General features: G+C 59.2%; 16 protein-coding genes and 1 pseudogene. 11 read left to right on the plus strand and 6 right to left on the minus strand.

Annotated elements, in window-relative coordinates:
- Positions 1-353: 353 nt before the first annotated feature.
- The 6 genes and pseudogenes from ACUN0E_RS38050 to ACUN0E_RS38075 all read left to right on the plus strand — a co-directional run.
- Positions 354-530, plus strand: a pseudogene (locus ACUN0E_RS38050) (IS5/IS1182 family transposase); the annotation flags it as partial.
- A gap of 373 nt (positions 531-903) precedes the next feature.
- Positions 904-1,671, plus strand: coding sequence for a DUF4336 domain-containing protein (locus tag ACUN0E_RS38055; RefSeq protein ID WP_445569850.1), 768 nt, complete (start codon positions 904-906; stop codon positions 1,669-1,671).
- A 677-nt stretch (positions 1,672-2,348) separates the two neighbouring features.
- The gene (locus tag ACUN0E_RS38060; RefSeq protein WP_445569851.1) at positions 2,349-2,714 is read left to right on the plus strand and encodes a MarR family winged helix-turn-helix transcriptional regulator; all 366 of its coding nucleotides are present in this window, start codon (positions 2,349-2,351) and stop codon (positions 2,712-2,714) included.
- Between the two features lie 107 nt (positions 2,715-2,821).
- Positions 2,822-4,201: a chloride channel protein gene (locus ACUN0E_RS38065; protein ID WP_445569852.1), complete on the plus strand. Its 1,380-nt coding sequence runs from the start codon at positions 2,822-2,824 to the stop codon at positions 4,199-4,201.
- A gap of 180 nt (positions 4,202-4,381) precedes the next feature.
- Complete coding sequence (locus tag ACUN0E_RS38070; RefSeq protein WP_445569853.1) at positions 4,382-6,358, plus strand: chloride channel protein; 1,977 nt, start codon at positions 4,382-4,384, stop codon at positions 6,356-6,358.
- Positions 6,342-6,596: a hypothetical protein gene (locus ACUN0E_RS38075; protein ID WP_097395137.1), complete on the plus strand. Its 255-nt coding sequence runs from the start codon at positions 6,342-6,344 to the stop codon at positions 6,594-6,596. The genes ACUN0E_RS38070 and ACUN0E_RS38075 overlap by 17 nt, the downstream gene beginning before the upstream one ends.
- An 81-nt stretch (positions 6,597-6,677) precedes the next feature.
- On the opposite strand, the gene pal is transcribed toward ACUN0E_RS38075, so the two are convergent.
- The gene (gene pal, locus ACUN0E_RS38080) at positions 6,678-7,181 is read right to left on the minus strand and encodes a peptidoglycan-associated lipoprotein Pal (protein WP_121111261.1); all 504 of its coding nucleotides are present in this window, start codon (positions 7,179-7,181) and stop codon (positions 6,678-6,680) included.
- 975 nt (positions 7,182-8,156) lie between these two features.
- Here pal and ACUN0E_RS38085 point away from each other — a divergent pair.
- On the plus strand, positions 8,157-9,353 hold the full coding sequence (locus ACUN0E_RS38085; protein WP_445569854.1) for an MFS transporter: 1,197 nt from the start codon (positions 8,157-8,159) through the stop codon (positions 9,351-9,353).
- A gap of 134 nt (positions 9,354-9,487) precedes the next feature.
- On the opposite strand, the gene ACUN0E_RS38090 is transcribed toward ACUN0E_RS38085, so the two are convergent.
- A complete protein-coding gene (locus ACUN0E_RS38090) occupies positions 9,488-9,769 on the minus strand; it encodes a hypothetical protein (protein WP_445569855.1) in 282 nt (93 codons plus the stop codon).
- A gap of 123 nt (positions 9,770-9,892) precedes the next feature.
- On the opposite strand from ACUN0E_RS38090, the gene ACUN0E_RS38095 reads away from it, so the two are divergent.
- Positions 9,893-10,048, plus strand: a complete 156-nt coding sequence (locus ACUN0E_RS38095; protein ID WP_445569856.1) for a hypothetical protein — start codon at positions 9,893-9,895, stop codon at positions 10,046-10,048.
- Between the two features lie 264 nt (positions 10,049-10,312).
- Here ACUN0E_RS38095 and ACUN0E_RS38100 read toward each other — a convergent pair whose 3' ends face one another.
- The 3 genes from ACUN0E_RS38100 to ACUN0E_RS38110 form a co-directional block, all read right to left on the minus strand.
- On the minus strand, positions 10,313-11,086 hold the full coding sequence (locus tag ACUN0E_RS38100) for an ABC transporter substrate-binding protein (RefSeq protein WP_445569857.1): 774 nt from the start codon (positions 11,084-11,086) through the stop codon (positions 10,313-10,315).
- An 87-nt stretch (positions 11,087-11,173) separates the two neighbouring features.
- Positions 11,174-12,265: a DUF2817 domain-containing protein gene (locus ACUN0E_RS38105; protein WP_445569858.1), complete on the minus strand. Its 1,092-nt coding sequence runs from the start codon at positions 12,263-12,265 to the stop codon at positions 11,174-11,176.
- A 4-nt stretch (positions 12,266-12,269) separates the two neighbouring features.
- Entirely contained in the window at positions 12,270-13,349 is a 1,080-nt protein-coding gene (locus tag ACUN0E_RS38110; RefSeq protein WP_445569859.1) for an aromatic ring-hydroxylating dioxygenase subunit alpha, read from the minus strand.
- 151 nt (positions 13,350-13,500) lie between these two features.
- Here ACUN0E_RS38110 and ACUN0E_RS38115 point away from each other — a divergent pair, with 151 nt between their 5' ends.
- From ACUN0E_RS38115 to ACUN0E_RS38125, 3 genes are all read left to right on the plus strand, one after another.
- Positions 13,501-14,466: a LysR substrate-binding domain-containing protein gene (locus ACUN0E_RS38115; RefSeq protein WP_445569860.1), complete on the plus strand. Its 966-nt coding sequence runs from the start codon at positions 13,501-13,503 to the stop codon at positions 14,464-14,466.
- Positions 14,467-14,527: 61 nt separating this feature from the next.
- On the plus strand, positions 14,528-14,809 hold the full coding sequence (locus tag ACUN0E_RS38120) for a hypothetical protein (RefSeq protein WP_408332991.1): 282 nt from the start codon (positions 14,528-14,530) through the stop codon (positions 14,807-14,809).
- The gene (locus ACUN0E_RS38125) at positions 14,809-15,252 is read left to right on the plus strand and encodes a DUF2471 domain-containing protein (RefSeq protein WP_445569861.1); all 444 of its coding nucleotides are present in this window, start codon (positions 14,809-14,811) and stop codon (positions 15,250-15,252) included. Before ACUN0E_RS38120 ends, ACUN0E_RS38125 begins: the two co-directional genes overlap by 1 nt.
- Before the next feature lie 248 nt (positions 15,253-15,500).
- Here the strand turns inward: ACUN0E_RS38125 and ACUN0E_RS38130 are convergent, their stop codons facing one another.
- Positions 15,501-16,715 (minus strand): glycosyltransferase, encoded by a 1,215-nt coding sequence (locus ACUN0E_RS38130; RefSeq protein WP_445569862.1) that lies wholly within the window; start codon positions 16,713-16,715, stop codon positions 15,501-15,503.
- Positions 16,716-16,721: the final 6 nt, after the last annotated feature.

The raw sequence follows: 16,721 nt of genomic DNA on the forward strand, positions 1-16,721 counted from the left end.
CGCGCTTGCAGCCGTAGCTCGGGAGATCAAGTTCACGATGGCTCCGTTCGGCGTTGTGTTTCTTACTAGCACTCGTCGCGAGCTTCACCGACTTCGCATCCATGTCGAGTCTCTAACCACGTGTGAATATAGGAAAGCGGACATCGCGCACATAAACGGATTTGCTTGCCAGAGATGTTCGCCAGCGAGGAGCGTATGGCGACCGCAACCGATGTGCGAAGGTCCGCTGCCAGAGGACCTCGGTCGTCCGAATGTCCGGGCGAATGTGCGGATCAACGTCCGGAGTTGGCCGAGGGTGTGTGAAAACGCACTCATCGCCTAAACCGAATCAACGCGTTGAGACCGGGTGACTCATGAAGCGATTCGTTGAAGGCGATGACCGCAAGCAGGCCGCACTGCTTCCCGAATGCGTCGATGACTACATCGGACAAGACAATCCGGTCAGGATCATAGATGTCTTCGTCGACGAACTGGACCTTGAGGAACTCGATTTCAATAGCGGCATGCCCGCAGTCACAGGTCGCCCTTCCTAGGGAGAGCTTCGATTGTCTCCAACAGGTATGAAAGTGGCGAAATCGTGATCAGACTTCTGGGAATTTTCGCGCGGATGATCGGCCTTGCCGGCTGCATCGCAATTTTGCCGCATGGATCCGACTCGGCGGTTGACGACCTGTCTTCATTCGCAGCCGGCTACAAGGCGGCGCCCGCAATCGGGATCGGACCTGAACGCAATGGGCAGCGTTGGCACCCCTGAATCAGATCCTGCGACGCCATGCCCAACTGGGTACCTCAGTTCATGTCATGCTGTGGCAAAAACTGTTATCCCGCAACAGATATGGGCTTGCACCATTCCAACCACGGCGCCGTTCCGCGTAGTGCGGCACTTTCAGGCCAACGAGGACAATGGACAGTCGCGCAACGCCGACGGTGACGTATCCGCCACTGGACACGATGAAGGAGGTTGGGCCGGACGTCTGGGTCGTGGACGGCCCAGCGATCCGGTTCGGCGTGCCGTGCTTCAGGATGGCGTTTCCGACCAGGATGACGATCGTGCGAACTGCTGGGCGGAAACTGTTCATTCATTCGCCCACCCGGCTCACGGCTTCCCTTCAAGCCGCAGTGGCGCAGGTTGGCACACCGCGCTGGCTCATCGGCCCCAACCGATTACACTCCCGATGGCTTCAGGACTGGGCAGAGGCGTATCCAGACGCACTGGTATATGCGGCCCCAGGTGGCGAGGATAATATGTCGCACCCGCGCGGCAACCATCGTCTGCCATTGAACGGCATCACCGACTACGAATGGGAGCAAGATCTGGTCACCTTGCCGGTTGCAGGTCGTCATTTTACGGAGATCGTGTTCTTTCATCGCAGCTTGCGAACCCTGATCCTTACCGACCTGATAGAGAACTTCGAAGTGGAGAGGCTTGATTCTCGTGTTGCGCGTGTTTTGACGCTCGTCAGGGGGGTGCGACATCCCGACGGGCAGATGCCGCGCGATATGCGGCTCATGTTTGCGCTTCAACCGAACAGAAACGATCTTAGACTCGCCGTGGAAAAGATGATCGGATGGGACCCGGAGCGTGTCATCCTCGCGCACGGCCGCTGGTATGGCACAGGAGGGGCTGCGGAGCTGAGACGAGCGTTCCGGTGGTTGATCCGTCAGGCATGAGGTCACGCGGAGGCGGAGGTGGGGGTTGACGCTGACTATCGCGGTTTCGCGCTCCAGCCAGTGCCGAAACCGTATCCCTGTAGTCGCTGGTGATCCTGTAACTGCTGGCGTTCGTAGCGTCGCAACGCGGGGAAATAGGTAGGACCGTTGATAACAGAGGGCGAGCGGTATCGTCCCGGACTCACGGCGATGTTTTCAATGTTGCGCCGGCTTAGGGTTGATTCAGCTGGAACGCCCCCCGGACCACTGGACTCCAGCATTGCAACCCGCACGACACCTTGCGCGCCTGCGACGGCCGCAACCGGTAGGACTGTCGCCGACGCGGCAACGAACGCGCATGCAAAGTAACGAATCATCTACTGCTCCCACACGGGTGGATGTCGAAACTGCCCGAACAGACAAATTGGACAGCACGTTGACACCAGCCTCCTCGGGTTCAGACGTTTTAAAATTCTGTAAATGCCGACAGCATATGGGCACAGCAAACGGTTGCTGATTTCCGCATTCGCTGCCGCACTGCAGTATCTCGCGCACCGTATCCGGGCACGTCAATGTCACCTTAAATTTTAGGCACAAGGTGACATATTTTCAACGGGTTATCGAATTTTATGGAGGTGGGATGAGCTTCCCGCAAAGGCGCTATCGTCAAGACACCGGGCAAGCAGGATCTGGAGGCGATGTCCGAGTTCCGTTACCAGCTACGGCAGTTTCTCCGGTTCTCGGAGGAGATCACGCACGCAGAAGGCGTCACGCCGTTGCAGTATCAGCTACTGCTCCATGTCAGAGGGTTTCCGGACCGGCAATGGGCGACGGTTGGCGAGCTTGCCGTGCGCCTGCAGGCTGCTCCGAATGGAACTGCCGCACTGGTCTCGCGCTGCGAAGCGGCCAGCCTTGTGGTTCGCAAGCCAGACCCGATAGATCGTCGTCAGGTCCAGGTGCATCTCACCGCGAAGGGCGAGCGCTGCCTGCTGAAACTGGCTGCGTTGCATAAGTCCGAGATGGAGTCGTTCGGATGGGTATTCGGCGGCGCAGGCAGGCAGTAAGCGCCCCTTTTTACACTTGCGCAGTTTGCCAGGTGGTCGCGACCACCTGATTGCATATATGTCACAGTGTGCCAGATCGCTTATACTCAAACATTTGCGGTGGCAGAATGCGCATAACGGCATTGATCGATAAACGCGCAATACAGCACGCACGGCGGCTGTGGTTGCATTACGGCGTGTTCTGGCTGGGCGCCATCGCGACCGGGCTCGTCGCGGTTTTCTACGCGAAACTGATCGACTTCGGCTATGACGCTTTCCTGCGCTATGCGACGCGGTACTGGTGGCTGCCGCTTCCTGTCACCCCGGCAATCGGCGCGCTGGGAGTGTGGCTGACCAGGCGCTACTTTCCCGGTTCCGAAGGCAGCGGCATCCCACAGGTCATCGCCACACTCCATGACAGTGGTGATCTTGCGCCACGTCTGCTGAGTATCCGGATCCTCATCGGCAAGATTGTGGTGTCATTCCTCTCGATACTCGGGGGATTCACGATCGGCCGCGAGGGGCCGACGATCCACGTGGGCGCCGCGCTCATGTTCAACCTGCGACGCTTTTACCCACAGAGATTCCGGGCCATACGGGGCATCGAACTGGAACGGCGGTTAGCCCTCGCCGGTGCCGCGGCAGGTCTGTCGGCAGCGTTCAATGCACCACTCGCCGGTGTCGTCTTCGCGATCGAAGAGTTGACCCGCAGTTTTGAGCAGCGCACGAGCGGCGTGCTGATTACTGCGATCATCTTCGCCGGTATCGTTTCACTGGGCTTGCAGGGCAACTATACGTATTTCGGAACGATCGATGTCGGCAGCGGCTTTCCAGATCTGCTGGCGGTGGCGGTGGTGTTGATCGGTGCCGTGTCCGGCGTTGCCGGCGGTGTGTTCTGCTGGCTGCTGCTGAATACCCACCGCTGGATGCCGTCGCCGGTGAGCGCCTGGCGCCGTAGCCGGCCCGTGGCATTTGGTGCAGCGTGCGGTCTGGTCATCGCCGTGATCGGTGTGGCGTCGGGCGGCCACACGTTCGGTAGCGGTTACGCCGAAGCACGCGCGATGCTGGAAGGACGCGCGCAGCTGGGCGCTGCATATCCTGTGCTCAAGATGGCCTCGATGGTGGGATCGTATCTGCCAGGTGCGCCGGGTGGCCTGTTTGCGCCATCGCTCGCGATCGGCGCCGGTATTGGCAACGCACTGCACCTGCTTTTTGGTCAGATGCAGTTGCCGATGCTGATCGCCCTTGGCATGGTGGGTTATCTGGCAGCGGTCACACAAAGCCCGATTACCGCTTTCGTGATCGTAATTGAGATGATCAATGGCCACGCGCTCGTTATCTCGCTGATGGCCACTGCACTGATCGCCAGCCAGGTGTCGAAGCTGTTTGCGCCTGCACTTTACGAGGCGTTGTCGGAGCGCTACAGCAGGCCCCACGCGGTGCCGGATGCCGTGCCGTCCGCCCCAACCGGGGAGCGTTCAGCAGGGAAGCTGCCCGGCCAGTTCTGACTAACGGGTTGGTTTCTGCAGCAGGAATAGCTTGGCAAAATAGGAGGCGGCCGGAACGTAATCGGTTCTGGCTGGGTCTTTCCAGATCGCAATAAAGCTGGGCACGATGTCCGGAACGGCCGGCCAGAGATGCATGACATAAGCAGGTCCACCATGTAGTCCTTCTGGGGACGACAAGCCATGACGGGCGAACCTCACCGGCCTGACCAGGCCGCAGATAGTGATGCACACCACGTGAAGGTCGCGCCGGTACAGCCGCGCGCGGTCGCCCATGTCGACGACGATTCCGTCATGCCGGTCGCCCTGTACTCGTTATGTTTCCTCGCATTCATCGTCGGTATCGTCACTGGCCTGGGCGCGGTCGTGTTCCGGGGACTGATTGGACTGGTGCACAACGCGTTCTTCCTCGGGCATCTTTCATTTGCATACGACGCCAGCCACTTCACGCCCGCTGCCCCGTGGGGCATGTTTGTCATTCTCGTGCCTGTCGTGGGCGGACTCGCGGTCACCTGGATCGTGAGTACGTTTGCACCAGAAGCGAAGGGACACGGCGTGCCGGAGGTGATGGACGCGATTTACTACAAACGCGGTGCAATCCGCCCGGTGGTGGCCGTTGTGAAATCAATCGCGTCGGCACTGGCGATCGGCTCCGGCGCAGCCGTGGGGCGCGAAGGGCCGATCATCCAGATCGGCTCGGCGCTCGGTTCGACGCTCTGTCAGCTGGTGACCATGACGGCCGGCCAGCGTATTACGCTGGTCGCGGCGGGAGCCGGTGCCGGCATTGCCGCGACCTTCAATACGCCAATCGGCGGCGTGCTGTTCGCCACCGAACTGATGATGCCGGAAATCAGCGTCAACACCTTTTTGCCGGTGGCGATTGCAACTGGCACGGCGACCTTTCTGGGCCGGCTGTTCTTCGGTGACGCGCCTGCGTTCTTTGTCCCCGCGCAGCTGGGTGCCATTCCGAACCAGCCGGGCAGTGCCCTGACGCTGGTTCTCTATGCGCTACTCGGCGCCGTAACGGGAGCCGCAGCCGCGCTGCTGATCCGTGCGCTGCATTGGGCTGAAGATGGATTCGACCGGATACCGGGACGTTATGGGCGTCACGCCTTCGGGATGCTGATTGTCGGCGTGACGATGTATCTGCTCTGGCGCTACGCGGGCCACTACTACGTGGAAGGTGTCGGTTACGCGACCATTCAGGCCACGCTGTACGGACAGTTGCAGGGCGGTGCCTTCCTGCTGTTGCTGGCGCTGTGCAAGACGCTGGCTACATCGGTCAGTCTGGGTTCGGGTTCGTCGGGTGGCGTTTTTTCCCCATCGCTTTTTATCGGTGCGACGCTCGGGGCGTCATTTGCGTCCGTGGTTGCCATGGTATTGCCCGGGGCACCCGTCAGCGCACCCGCCTTTGCGATGGTGGGCATGGGTGCAATGGTGGGTGGCGGCACCGGTGCCGCGATGACCGCCGTGGCAATGATCTTCGAGATGACACGGGACTACGACATCGTGCTGCCTATGATAATCGCGGTGGCCTTCAGCCTGGGCGCACGCCGGCTACTGTCGCCTGAAAGCATCTACACACTCAAGCTGGTACGGCGCGGACACCCGATTCCCAACGCCCTTCATGCCAACATGTTCCTTGTACAGAGCGCGGCGCAGGTCATGGAAACGGATGTCTTCGTGCTTGATGAGCACGTGCCATTTCACGACGTGCTTGCCCGTGCGGAAGGCGTCGCTTTCCGGCATGTGGTGGTCACCAGGGCACATGAAATTTACGGGGTTCTGCGCATCAACACCGGGCTGCGCCGGGCGGTGAGCCAGGGCGCTCCGGACATCATGCTCGGCACACTCGCGCAGCGCAACTTCATCGTCGTCCAGGCAAACGACGTCGCGTTCGGGGTCATTACCCGGCTGTGGAAGCAGCACGCGGCGATGGCGGTCGTGGTGGGGCGACAGGAAGGACGCGGCCCCGTTCGTGTGCTCGGGGTGATTGCCAAGGAGCACATTGCGGATGCTGTTGCGAGCAGCATCAGGATATTTCCGGGGCAAGCCGAAAGCCAACCCCGTCGAGGCGCAGTGCGCTCGTTTGACAGGAAAGGAAAAAAGAAAAAGGACGACGGCGACGCCAAAGGAGCTGGCAATGAAACTGACACATGACCTGGACGGCCTTCGCAGGCGTATCGGCAAGGCACTTCATCTCGACTACCTGAAACAGGTTTCAGGAGGGATGGGAGTGGGAAAGCCGGAACCGGCGCCAGAATGGGTGATCGTTTACCGCACGGCGCACGGCTTCTGCTGCATCTATCATGGCGAACCCGTCGAATTGCACGAAATGCTCGACGTCCAGATCTGGGCTGAGGAGATGGATGTCGAGACCTGGTTCATCGGTCTTTGACCGCGGGTTATGTTCCATGTCCGGCCACGCATAACCGGACTTGCCCGCAACAGCCGGCACTCACGAACGGGGCTCGCCGCACTAGCGGTAAACCAGGTCGGCACGCCGGTTCTGTGCCCACGACGCTTCATCATGGCCCATCGCCAGGGGTTTTTCCTTGCCGAGACTGACCGCTTCCAGTTGCGAGTCGGGTACACCCAGGGTCTCGAGTTCATGGAGCACGGCTTCGGAGCGTCGTTCACCGAGCGCCAGGTTGTATTCCGTCGTTCCCCGTTCGTCGGTATTACCCTGGATCAGTACGTGCCGGTTTGGGTGGCTTCTGAGATATTGGGCGTGAGCCTGCAGAAGAGACTGATAGTCGCTTTTGACGGTGTAACTGTCGAAGTCGAAGTAGACGCTGCGCTTCGCAAGCGGCCCGTTGGGGTTGTTGAGTTCGTCGATCTGAGCTGGCGAGACATTGGTCGTTTGCGCGCCTGCCGTGCTACCCATACCAGTGCCCGCTGCCTGATTCAGTTTTGGCCCGGAATGACACCCCGCGAGGCTTGCAATCAGCAGCATTGCGATGCCGAGTCTTGCTCCTGTCATGACATGCCTCCTGGATCTGGCGAATCCTCGCGTGGAGAAACTGCTCATCCTCAATGCCGGTTCACACACCAGCCGACGAGAGCATCTGGACAATGCGCGATTTCCTGCGCGTCGATGTCTTGGTCCGACACGTGATCCGGGTATGCCCTGTGCCGCGTCACCCGGCGAACATAGACCTTCTTACGAAAAACGCGTAACACACCAAGCCGTACCGTTTGGCTCGCAGGCGTCATGCGGGCTGACCGGCCACCTGTAGAACCGGTCAGCTAATCCAGCCAATTAAATTCAGGCCGTCAAAGTTGTAGCATGATATGCCATATTTATAGCATGGTGTGCCAGATTTTCGCGTGTCTACGCCATGTAGCACCGTGTGCGACAGTCGTGCGAGTGAGTGACACTGTTGCGCGAGAGAATTTAAGCTTCCTTTAAGAAAGATCGAATACGCTGGCCCGCAATCCAGACGCCTCCGGATGACGGAGCGTTTTGCTGGATGGCGGCAGCGGGTGCGAGATGAGCTACCGAACGGAATCAAAAGTTTTTTGCGGCGCCTCTACTTTCTGTGGTTGCAAGGAAGTCGAATGGTCCATGAAGTATGTCAGTAAGGGGCGTCCATTACGTCCAGTCGTTCCTGCGTTGCGCGGGGTCGACCTTCCGGGGCCCGGCTCTGTCGCCGGGCCTTCCTTTTGCGCGGTTCGTGCAGAGCGGAATAAACCTGCACCCAGACGAATCGGGCATTACCTGTGCAACCGTTTCGTGTGAGATTCTGGAACGCAAAGAGGGACGCTGGAAGGCGCGGCAGATGATATCGACTGTCATCCGATCTGTTGCGTGCATGGCAGTAAATAAAGGCCTGTGCGCGTCGGCGCTGGTGGCATCTGTGTTTTGACCAGGCGACGGTAGGAAAAGAATTGCGCCGTCTTTATCCAGTGCGCCGTGCCGGGTGCCGGCCGCCCACTCATTCGAAAATTGCACTCGATGTCCAATCCATCCGCAACATCTTCACGCATGAGCGCGCCTGAGTTGCGCGCGACCGTATCGCTCGCTGGCGTGTTCGCGCTGCGCATGCTCGGCTTGTTCATGATCATGCCGGTGTTTTCAATCTACGCGAGAACGATCCCCGGTGGCGACGATGTCCTTCTGGTCGGCATCGCGCTAGGCGCGTACGGCGTTACGCAATCGCTGCTATACATCTTCTACGGCTGGATATCCGACAAGGTCGGCCGTAAGCCAGTGATCGCCACCGGCCTTCTGATCTTTGCAATCGGCAGCTTTGTCGCGGCCGGGGCGCACGACATTACGTGGATCATCGTCGGACGGGTGATTCAGGGAATGGGCGCGGTGTCTTCAGCGGTGCTCGCCTTCATCGCTGACCTCACCTCGGAAGAGCATCGCACCAAAGCGATGGCAATGGTGGGTGGCAGTATTGGTCTTTCGTTCGCAATTGCCATTGTCGGCGCGCCGATCATGTTCCAGTGGGTCGGCATGAGCGGGCTATTTTTTCTGGTCGGCATTTTCTCGATTGTGGCGATTGGCGTGGTGCTGTGGGTCGTGCCGGATGCGCCGAAGCCTGTACACGTACGCGCCCCGTTCTTGGAAGTGCTGCACAACGTTGAACTGCTGCGACTGAACTTTGGCGTGCTGGTGTTGCATGCAACGCAGACAGCACTGTTTCTGGTCGTGCCGCGCATGCTCGAAGCAGGCGGCCTGCCGGTTGTGTCCCACTGGAAAGTGTATCTGCCGGTCATGGGCCTCGCGTTCGTGATGATGGTCCCGGCAATCATCTCGGCCGAAAAGCGCGGCAAGATGAAGGCCGTTCTGCTTGGCGCGATCGGTCTTGTCCTGATCGGACAGTTGCTGCTGGGCACAGCACCCCATACGATTACCAGCGTGGCGGCGATCCTGTTCGTCTATTTTCTCGGCTTCAATATTCTTGAAGCTTCGCAGCCTTCGCTGGTGTCGAAACTGGCGCCGGGCACGCGCAAGGGTGCGGCCACCGGGGTGTACAACACCACGCAGTCGATTGGACTGGCGATGGGCGGGATAGTGGGCGGTTGGCTTCTCAAGGTCGAGGGCCAAAGTGCAGTCTTTTTTGCGTGTTCGGGGCTGGTGTTGTGCTGGCTTGTAGTCGCCGCGAAGATGACACCACCACACAAGAAGGCGCAACAGGCCTGAGCCGGCGAGGTACAGATCCGCGCAAGCTCTGACGCAGCCCCGTCTCCATGCAGGATATCGGGATTCAGGTCGTACTACGCCAGACGTCAGCACTGGGCTGGTCGGAAATGTTTCCACAGCCGTCGACTTTTCGATTACAAACCCTTCGTATTGAGTCCCTCTGGATAGGTGCCGTCGATGATAGATCGCCCCTCCGCGAAACCGGCCTGTTCAGCCGCTTCGGCAGTAAGCAGATCGGCGAACGGATGGGCAAAGCTCACCTTCCGCGGTGCGTAGCGAACGTCGGCACCAGGGCGCGCGACGTATCCCGTATAGGCAAACGGGATGTTTGGCGGGTGAGACGAATACTCGGGGACGGCGATGACGAGAATCATGAAACCGTTGTACTCCTCAAACTGTTCCTGTCCCTCAGCCATATCAGTCTCCATTTTTATATGCATGGAAGCGCCGTACCCGATGCATCTCCAGTTCTGTCGCGCTATTCGATAAAACACACCTTTACGCAGGGAATTCTATCGGTCCCGTTGAGCAACGGCTCGATGATCGATGCGGGCGGCGGCCGTCATACTCGCGCTATCTGTGCCTGGCAGATCCGGGTTCAGTTGCTCAACCAATTCATCATCGAGCAATGCGATAACGACGGCGTAAAGATACGAGATCTTCTTTTGCACATTGAACGCGGCGTCGGACTGTGAGAATGCCTCATTTGATGCCCCTTTTCATTACTACCTTGGTCGACGGGCAACGCGCTCCCCGGTAACACATATGACCATTCTGTCGAACTGGTAGTAGTGCTTTGCGGCTTGCTCGTCCACGAGACGACAGACGTCCGTAGCGGACGTCTATTGCGCAATGGACGGATCCCCCATCAGCTAGAACACGAATCGACCAGGCGAAACGATGCCGTCAAAAACCCGATCGGACCTGTTGAAGCGGAACTTGCACTGATTGGCCTGCGATCAACTTCCGTGAATATCGATGTCGAAGTACTTCTGCTCAATGCGCTTGTACGTGCCGTCTTTCAGCATCGAATCAATTGCCTGATCGACCTTCTGGCGTAATGCAGAGTCGTTCTTGCGAAAGCCAATACCCGCCCCTTTGCCGAGTGTTTTCGGATCGCTAACACCTTGACCGGCAAAACCGTAACCGCTGCCCTGCGGTGTCTTTAGAAAGCCGTTGATGCCTGCAAGCGCATCCGTGAAGGTCGCATCGATGCGACCGGAGCGCAGATCCGGATATACCTGTTCCTGATTCGCGTACGACACCACGTTGATGCCCACCGTCGCCCAGTTCGCCTTCGCGTACGCTTCCTGTGTCGAACCTTGAGCGACGCCAACGGCCTTGCCCCGTAACGACTGAACGGTTGGTTGCAAACCGGAACCATCTTTAGCGATCAGGCGGCTCGGCGTGTTGAAAAGAGGCTGGGAGAAAGCAACCTGCTCTTCGCGCTTCGGCGTAATCGACATCGCCGACAGGATTGCGTCGAATTTTCTGCCTTGCAGAGCAGGAATGATGCCGTCGAAGCCTGTTTCAACCCATACGCAATGCATCTGCAAGCGCTTGCAGATTTCGTTGCCCAGATCGATCTCAAAGCCGACGAGTTGCCCAGAAGGCGATTTCGATTCAAACGGTGCATAGGTTGGGTCGACGCCAAAGCGTAACTCCGTCATATCCTTTGCCTGCGTGGCCAGCGCGGCAATTGCCAGCACGGCACCCAGAATGATGCGTTTCATATGCGCTCCCGTTCGTGTGTTACACCGTGGACGTTTACCGCCGGTGGGTGGGGTGAAAGAACCGTGTAGTGCGAAAGTCTTCGCGGACTACATCTTCGTCAGTGCGTCGAGTGCCCGCTGCCAGATCTGCCGCGTGCGCAGCGCGATCAAGTCGCGCCAGTCGGCGTCAGCGGGATAGAAGTGTTCGAGCAGCGCGGCCTTGATCCGGCGCCCCGTCGCATCGAAAGGATCGCCGTGCAGATGCAGCCAGTGGTCGTCGCGCAGTAAGGTGTGTCCGCGCGCGCCGTCGTATGTACCGCATTCGATCACGAGTGGCATCAGGTCCACGTCGGTAAGCTGATCGATCAGTGCCTGCGAGGTATAACCGGTCGCCGTCGCTGCGACGCCGCTGTCGGACGACGCGTCCGCCGCAGTGAGGATCGTGTACAGCCAGGGCCCATACAGCGATTGCGCGGTGTCGTGAGCAGACACCTTGCGCTCGGCAATTGTCATCAGCATCGGATGTCCGTACGCGCCCGCACCGGTGTGCAGATCGAAGGCAATGGCAGTGCGCGCACCCGCGACATGTGCCTGCATGATCTGACGCACCGTGCGGTTCGTCCACGTCTGCTGTGTGCCGCCAAAGAAGATGCCATCCGGATGCCGGTACTGTCCCGCTTCGGTGATATTGCGCACGCGCGCTTCCCCGAGATTGCGCATGTGCATGGCGAGTTGCTCATCCGCGCGCTGACGCTGCGGTCCGTCGAGATCGCGGCATAGGTAGATCTCGTGCAGCGTTTCGTATGCGGTATTCGCCGGCGGTGCGTGCGTAAAGTCGATGTAGTTGCGGTTGACGTCAGCGTTGTCTTCATTCACCCGACGCAGCCACGCCGTGCCCCACGGGTTGACGAGGTGCACGAGCACGACACAGGTGTCTTCAGGTAAGGCGCGATCCCGTAGATTTTCGAGCAACGCGATCTGACTGTCGGAGCCGTAATAACCCTCCACGCCATGAGTTCCCGACAGCAGCACGAGGCGCTTTTGCGCACCGGCGGGGCCGACGATCGCGACGTCCGTGGAGAGCGCCTCGCCGCGCGGCCCGTACATCGGGTGAGGATAGGCGACATGATTGGCCTTGACGCGCGCAGCGGCCTCGAGAAAGCGCTCGCGCTGATTGGCGAAATTCGTCGAGAGATTCATCGCATCACCTCGCCGGTTGATCTGTTGCCGGAGTCGGCAAACGCACAAGCGGCGCAGGTTCCGACGCCGCATGCTCGGCGTCGATTAGCCGCTGCACACCGCGACGGAACCTGAGTGGACCAGCGTCGATTCCAAGGTCGAGATTCGGCGTGCGCCGGTTTGCCATGCCTTCATGCACGGCTTCAAGGATGGCGCGGTCCTCGTCGAACGCGTGGCGCACGTCCTCATTGAATTGTCGCGATACCGCTTCGTCTTGCTGATCGAAATTGCGCATCTGAAACCAGAAGTAGCGCGTATGCGATTCGTCGATCGGCGTCATGAAGTTGTATGAGTTCATCAGGAACACGTGGTCGTGCTGCGAGCCGTCGTCGGTACCCGTACCCGCCGGCGTGAAGATTGCCTTGATGATCGCGTGTGAGGGAAACCGAACCTCATAGTGCTGCTTGCGGTCGCAGCGTCCGGAGAATTTGACGAACTTCGCATAAAACGGTGCGACATCGACGTCACGCATCCAGCGTGAAACGGTCACGCCGCCATCGTTTGCAACGGTTTTCAAGGGCTCGGCTTCGCACGCGGCGTTGCCGAACGAGCCCGGATGTACCCACGCGACGTGTGACGGATCAAGCAGGTTGTCCGTCACGTAGAGATAGTTGCAAGCTACCGTCATCGCGTCGCCTTCGTTCACGCCCCATGCCGGATCGCCCCATTCTGGAACATCGAAAATCTGGGCCGTATCGGCGAGTCTGGCCTCGCCCATCCAGATCCAGACGAGACCATAACGCTCCTCGATAGGATAGCTGCGTACCTGCGCCGCCCGCGGAATGCGCGACAGGGCCGGTGCGCGCACGCATGCCCCGGCGCAGTCAAAGGTCAGGCCGTGATATCCGCATTCGATTCGATCGCCAAGCAATCGACCCATCGACAACGGCAGCTTGCGATGCGGACACGCGTCTTCGAGCGCGACCACCACCCCATCCGGGGTGCGAAATAGCACGACCCGTTCGCCGAGCAATTTCAACGGCATGAGGCACTGCTGGACTTCGGCGCTGCGCGCCGCGACGTACCACGCGTTTCTGACGAACATCGCTGTTTCCTCTTTTCATTGCCACCGGCCCTGCGCGCTATCCCACACAGCCTTTGCATCGACTGTAGAAAGTCAAAATAGAAAAGAACAGCACTTGGAAAGTGCGATTTACTTTAGAATTTCTAAACTGTCTTTGTCGGCCAAACTCGATATGAACACGCTCGCACCGCTTCGCGCGATCCAGATTTTCGAAACACTTGGCCGCTGCGACGGCCTTGTCGAGACTGCGCGCAGACTCGATATTTCTCCCGGTGCGGTCAGTCAGCAAATCAAGCTGCTCGAAAATGCGCTCGGCGTGAAGCTCGTCACTAAGGAAGGCAAGCGGATGCGCTTGACTGCGACGGGCCGCCGATATCATGAGAGTTGTCTCGCGGCGTTCGAAACTTTGCGCATCGCGCAGGACGATATCGAGCGCTCAAAGAACATGCGCAGCCTCAATGTCAGCGCCTTGCCTTCGCTGCTATCGAAGTGGCTCGCGCCGCGCATCAATGCCTGGCAAAAGGCGCATCCAGACATCAGCGTCTACCTGGATGGCTCGCATGCGGAGCCGTCGCCGGATGTCTACGAGATCGACTTTCGAATCAGCTACGGCGATCGTATCGACGACGCGGGCACCTCCATCGAACTGTTCCGCGATAGCGTCGTGCCGGTATGCAGCCCGCAGATCCTGCCGCGCAAGGGCAAGGTCGCGCTTAAGCCTGCTGATCTCACCGCGTTCGAGTTGATCGCGGTTGACTGGCTGCCAAAGTTCGCTTCGCCGCCGTCCTGGCGCGACTGGTTCGCCGCGAACGGTGTCGAGACAGTCACACTGCGCGAACCGCATCAGGTGCATTCCCTGTCGAGCGTGGCGATTCAGGCTGCGATCGACGGCCATGGTTTCGTGCTCGCCCAGTGCTCGATGGTCGCAGACGATATTGCGGCGGGGCGGCTCTCGATGCCCGTTGTTTCGGCCATTCCGTTGCCGTGGCCGTATTTTCTTACCTGGCGCGAAAGTACTTTCGATCGTCCTCAGTGCCGCGCCTTCCATCGCTGGTTGCTCGCGAGGGCAAGGGAACAGCAGCGCAGTATCGATCTGTTAGCGCTTTCTTTCCGCCAAGTCCAACAGCCTGCGAATTAACTTGCATCCCGGCCGAATACTGTATAAATTTACAGTACTGTTTTTATATACAGGATCGGTCATGAACCAACTCATCCGCATCTTGAACGACGGTGATCGCGAAACGCTTGCGTGGTTGCGCAAGCATGTCGGAGACGTGCGTGTGGCTGTCGCTGCGCGGCATCTGGGCAGCAACGGCAAACCATATCTGTCCGCGGTGTGCCGCTATCTCGGCGTACGTCCGCCAACGCCTCATCAACATATCCGACCTGTTGGCGACTGTACGGTTGGCGATAACTATCTTGCCCAGATCCGCCAGTTGTTGGCACAGCGAAGCCAAACGTTGTTGAAGCATCAACTTTGATGCTGGGAATTGCCGCGAGTCTTCAGGAAGATAACCGTATGACTAACAACTCCGCTCTTGATATGGATGTCCACGATATCAATCCTGTCAACCTCGAACGCGCACTTCGCAGCGCGTCGCTCGACCTCCAGCAGATCATTGCCACGGTCGCAGGTCGTTACCTTGCCAATGGCCGTCGCCGTTACTCAAGCAGCGCACAATTGCCGACCTGGCGCACGCTGCTGACAATCGACGAACAGGTCTTTGAGAATCGGGGCTTCCTGGCGAAGCACGATGAGACAGTACGCTCGACGTTTGTCCGGTTTGAGGAAAGTCGTTTGTCCGGGATGGATCTCGACGAACCTGTCGACTGGCGACGTGACGACGACAATTTGCCAGCCGTGTATTTGCTCGTGCGCGCACTGGTACAGGCCGACGCTACCGACGTGGCCAATCGGGACTAATTCGCCGATATCGGCGGCCGTTGGCCGTTATAGTTTTGAATGCGCTCCAGAACGTTCAAAGTTAAACGAACCACACTCCCGATAGTTCAAACTTAAGTGAACCGCGGGTTCAGAGTTGGCTGAGCAGCACGCCCGAAAGCCTCATCTAGGCGTCGAGATCGTCCGCCTTGGGCAATCCTTTGATCCACTAGCAATGGAGAGTATTTCGCTCCTACCTGGACAGGACACGATGCCCGTACGGTTTGGCGTCACATGCCCAGGATGCCCTCGATCTCCGCGACAGCGGTTGCCGCTCCGGTCTCCTGCGCCATCTGTTTTCCTAATGCCGCAGCCCGCTGTCTCGTCTCAGCACGCTGCGCAAATCCGATCGCCTGTTTAAGCTTCTCGCGGTCCAGCTTGCGCGTTGACACTGCACGGTCCGCTACGCCCAGGCGGTTCAGTTGATGCGCCCAGAACGACTGGTCTCCTGCAAAAGGCAACACGACCGATGGCACGCCAGCACGGCACGCCGAATGGGCCGTGCCACTACCACCGTGATGTATAACCAGCGACGTGCGTGGAAATAGCCATTGATGTGGTGTTTCTTCGACGATGAAGAAATTTTCGGGCAGCACCATGTCAGGAATACCAGACCAGCCCGGGTACAGGAGCACCCGGAGTCCTTCCATTGCGTCTATGAAAACATTGAGCACTGCTTCCCGGTCGAATCCGACCATGCTGCCAAATCCCAGATAAACCGGTGGTTCACCCGCATCCAGAAATGCCTGAAGTGCAGCTGGCGGTGCCCAGGAATCCGCGGGAGCCAGCCATTGCCCGCACAACCTGGTGTGCGCGGACCAATCCCGCGGTTCGGGCACCAGAGAAGGCGAAACGCCGTACAGCATAGGGTGCGCCGTCCATAGCTTCTGGCGTGGTGGCAGTCCCAGCACGCTTCGTCTCGCCTGATTTGTGGCTTTGCGGAAAGCGTGCCACAGCAGCCCATTCACTGCTTGATGGCTTGCCCGGTTTAACACTGCGGGGACCCACCGAGGAGGCAGGAACGGCGAGGCAAATGCATGTGTCGGTGAGATGGGTATCAGGCCAGCGCCGATGACTCGTATGCCCAGATGCTCGGCTACCGATAAGCCCACGAAAGCGGCCAGGCCCGATACGATCAGCCCGTCGCAGCCTGCCGCAGCTTGGGCGGTCTGTTGCATCCAACTGTGCGTCTGGGCGTTTGCGATACGCGCCAAACCCGCCGCCGTAGCGCTCACGCCCTTGCCGCTGGACACCAGGACAGCCAACTCGTCTCTCATGTTTCCGCTCAACGCCGCATGGGGAACCCCCAGGGCGCGAGCGCTCCCCAGCGTTCCCCCATCGGCAAGCAGCGTCACTTCGTGTCCTGCATCCATCAAGGCGCGGCACAGTACAGCCAGAGGTCGCGTGTCGCCTTCGGTGCCGTAGGTCAATGCCAGGAGTTTCATCTGGGT

The organism is Paraburkholderia sp. D1E (assembly GCF_052682275.1).

Excerpts from the sequence above, each read along its gene's own strand:
- ACUN0E_RS38090 (WP_445569855.1), bottom strand. The coding sequence starts at position 9,769 with ATGGCTGAGGGACAGGAACAGTTTGAGGAGTACAACGGTTTCATGATT.
- ACUN0E_RS38105 (WP_445569858.1), bottom strand. The coding sequence starts at position 12,265 with ATGAATCTCTCGACGAATTTCGCCAATCAGCGCGAGCGCTTTCTCGAG.
- ACUN0E_RS38115 (WP_445569860.1), top strand. The coding sequence starts at position 13,501 with ATGAACACGCTCGCACCGCTTCGCGCGATCCAGATTTTCGAAACACTT.
- ACUN0E_RS38060 (WP_445569851.1), top strand. The coding sequence starts at position 2,349 with ATGTCCGAGTTCCGTTACCAGCTACGGCAGTTTCTCCGGTTCTCGGAG.
- ACUN0E_RS38055 (WP_445569850.1), top strand. The coding sequence starts at position 904 with ATGGACAGTCGCGCAACGCCGACGGTGACGTATCCGCCACTGGACACG.
- ACUN0E_RS38100 (WP_445569857.1), bottom strand. The coding sequence starts at position 11,086 with ATGAAACGCATCATTCTGGGTGCCGTGCTGGCAATTGCCGCGCTGGCC.
- ACUN0E_RS38125 (WP_445569861.1), top strand. The coding sequence starts at position 14,809 with ATGCTGGGAATTGCCGCGAGTCTTCAGGAAGATAACCGTATGACTAAC.
- ACUN0E_RS38065 (WP_445569852.1), top strand. The coding sequence starts at position 2,822 with ATGCGCATAACGGCATTGATCGATAAACGCGCAATACAGCACGCACGG.
- pal (WP_121111261.1), bottom strand. The coding sequence starts at position 7,181 with ATGACAGGAGCAAGACTCGGCATCGCAATGCTGCTGATTGCAAGCCTC.
- ACUN0E_RS38095 (WP_445569856.1), top strand. The coding sequence starts at position 9,893 with ATGATCGATGCGGGCGGCGGCCGTCATACTCGCGCTATCTGTGCCTGG.
- ACUN0E_RS38110 (WP_445569859.1), bottom strand. The coding sequence starts at position 13,349 with ATGTTCGTCAGAAACGCGTGGTACGTCGCGGCGCGCAGCGCCGAAGTC.
- ACUN0E_RS38120 (WP_408332991.1), top strand. The coding sequence starts at position 14,528 with ATGAACCAACTCATCCGCATCTTGAACGACGGTGATCGCGAAACGCTT.
- ACUN0E_RS38070 (WP_445569853.1), top strand. The coding sequence starts at position 4,382 with ATGACGGGCGAACCTCACCGGCCTGACCAGGCCGCAGATAGTGATGCA.
- ACUN0E_RS38085 (WP_445569854.1), top strand. The coding sequence starts at position 8,157 with ATGTCCAATCCATCCGCAACATCTTCACGCATGAGCGCGCCTGAGTTG.
- ACUN0E_RS38075 (WP_097395137.1), top strand. The coding sequence starts at position 6,342 with ATGAAACTGACACATGACCTGGACGGCCTTCGCAGGCGTATCGGCAAG.
- ACUN0E_RS38130 (WP_445569862.1), bottom strand. The coding sequence starts at position 16,715 with ATGAAACTCCTGGCATTGACCTACGGCACCGAAGGCGACACGCGACCT.